This window comes from Polaribacter aestuariivivens, from assembly GCF_005885675.1.
Taxonomy (GTDB): domain Bacteria; phylum Bacteroidota; class Bacteroidia; order Flavobacteriales; family Flavobacteriaceae; genus Polaribacter; species Polaribacter aestuariivivens.
The window spans coordinates 1-1,088 of record NZ_VANR01000013.1 but is presented as its reverse complement, the minus strand read 5'-3'; the positions used below and the strand labels follow the sequence as shown (position 1 = coordinate 1,088).

Annotated in this window: 1 protein-coding gene; it reads left to right on the top strand. The window is 33.6% G+C overall.

What is annotated here, in order from left to right; genetic code table 11:
* A partial coding sequence (locus FDT66_RS13950; protein WP_138537604.1) for a T9SS type B sorting domain-containing protein occupies positions 1-1,088 on the top strand: 1,088 nt, incomplete at both ends.

Genomic DNA, 1,088 nt, shown 5'->3' with positions numbered 1-1,088 from the left:
AATAGAGAAACCATTCATGTAAGAGTTTACAATTCAGCAACCATGTGTGCCAACGGAATTTCTAATTTTGATGTTATTGTAAATCCAGAACCAACATTTACACCTGTTTCTAACCTTTCTTATTGTGATGATGATTTAGATGGTGATGACACCAATGGAATTATTCAAAATATAGATTTAGACAGTCAAATTATTAATTTGTTAGGCGCTTCACAAGATCCTGATGACTTTAACGTCACTTTTCATAGTTCGCAAGCTGATGCTACTTCTGGTGATAATAATTTAACTTCTCCATACACAAACACCAATACTACAGAAACTATTTTTGTGCGTATTCAAAACAAAGCAACCACTTGTGTAAATGATGATGCTAGTTTTCAAGTAATCGTAAATCCATTACCAGATTTTGCTGTAACTACGCCTCAAATTTTGTGTTTAAATGATACTCCATTAAACATTGCTGTGGAAAATCCTGCAGATATTTATACCTACGAATGGAAAGATGCTGCTGGAAACACAGTAAGTACTAACGACAATGCGAATGTAACTGTGGGCGGAACCTATACAGTAACTGCTACYACAACAGATGGTACCARTTGTAGTAAAACAGAAARTATTGTRGTAAACGAATCAAATCCTGCAACCTTATTATCTAGCTTTGTTACCATTGTAGATGAAGGAAATAATATTGGAAGTGATAATAATTTATCTATTTTAATTGATGTCATAAATAACRATTTAGGTTTGGGTGATTATCAATTTGCACTAAGAAATGACGATACAAACACCACTACTCCATTTCAAGACGAACCTAGTTTCGAGAATTTAGAAGGCGGAATTTACACCATCATTGTTAATGATAAAAATGGATGTGCTCCAGATGCTACTCTGCAAGTTTCTGTAATTCAATTTCCTAAATTCTTTACCCCAAATGGCGATGGAAGAAATGATACTTGGGTAATTAAAGGCGCTAATAAAACCTTTTATCCAAATGCAAGTATCAATATTTTTAACAGATTTGGAAAATTAGTCGCGCAAATTCCTATTGATTCACAAGGATGGAATGGAACTTTCAACGGAAAACTACT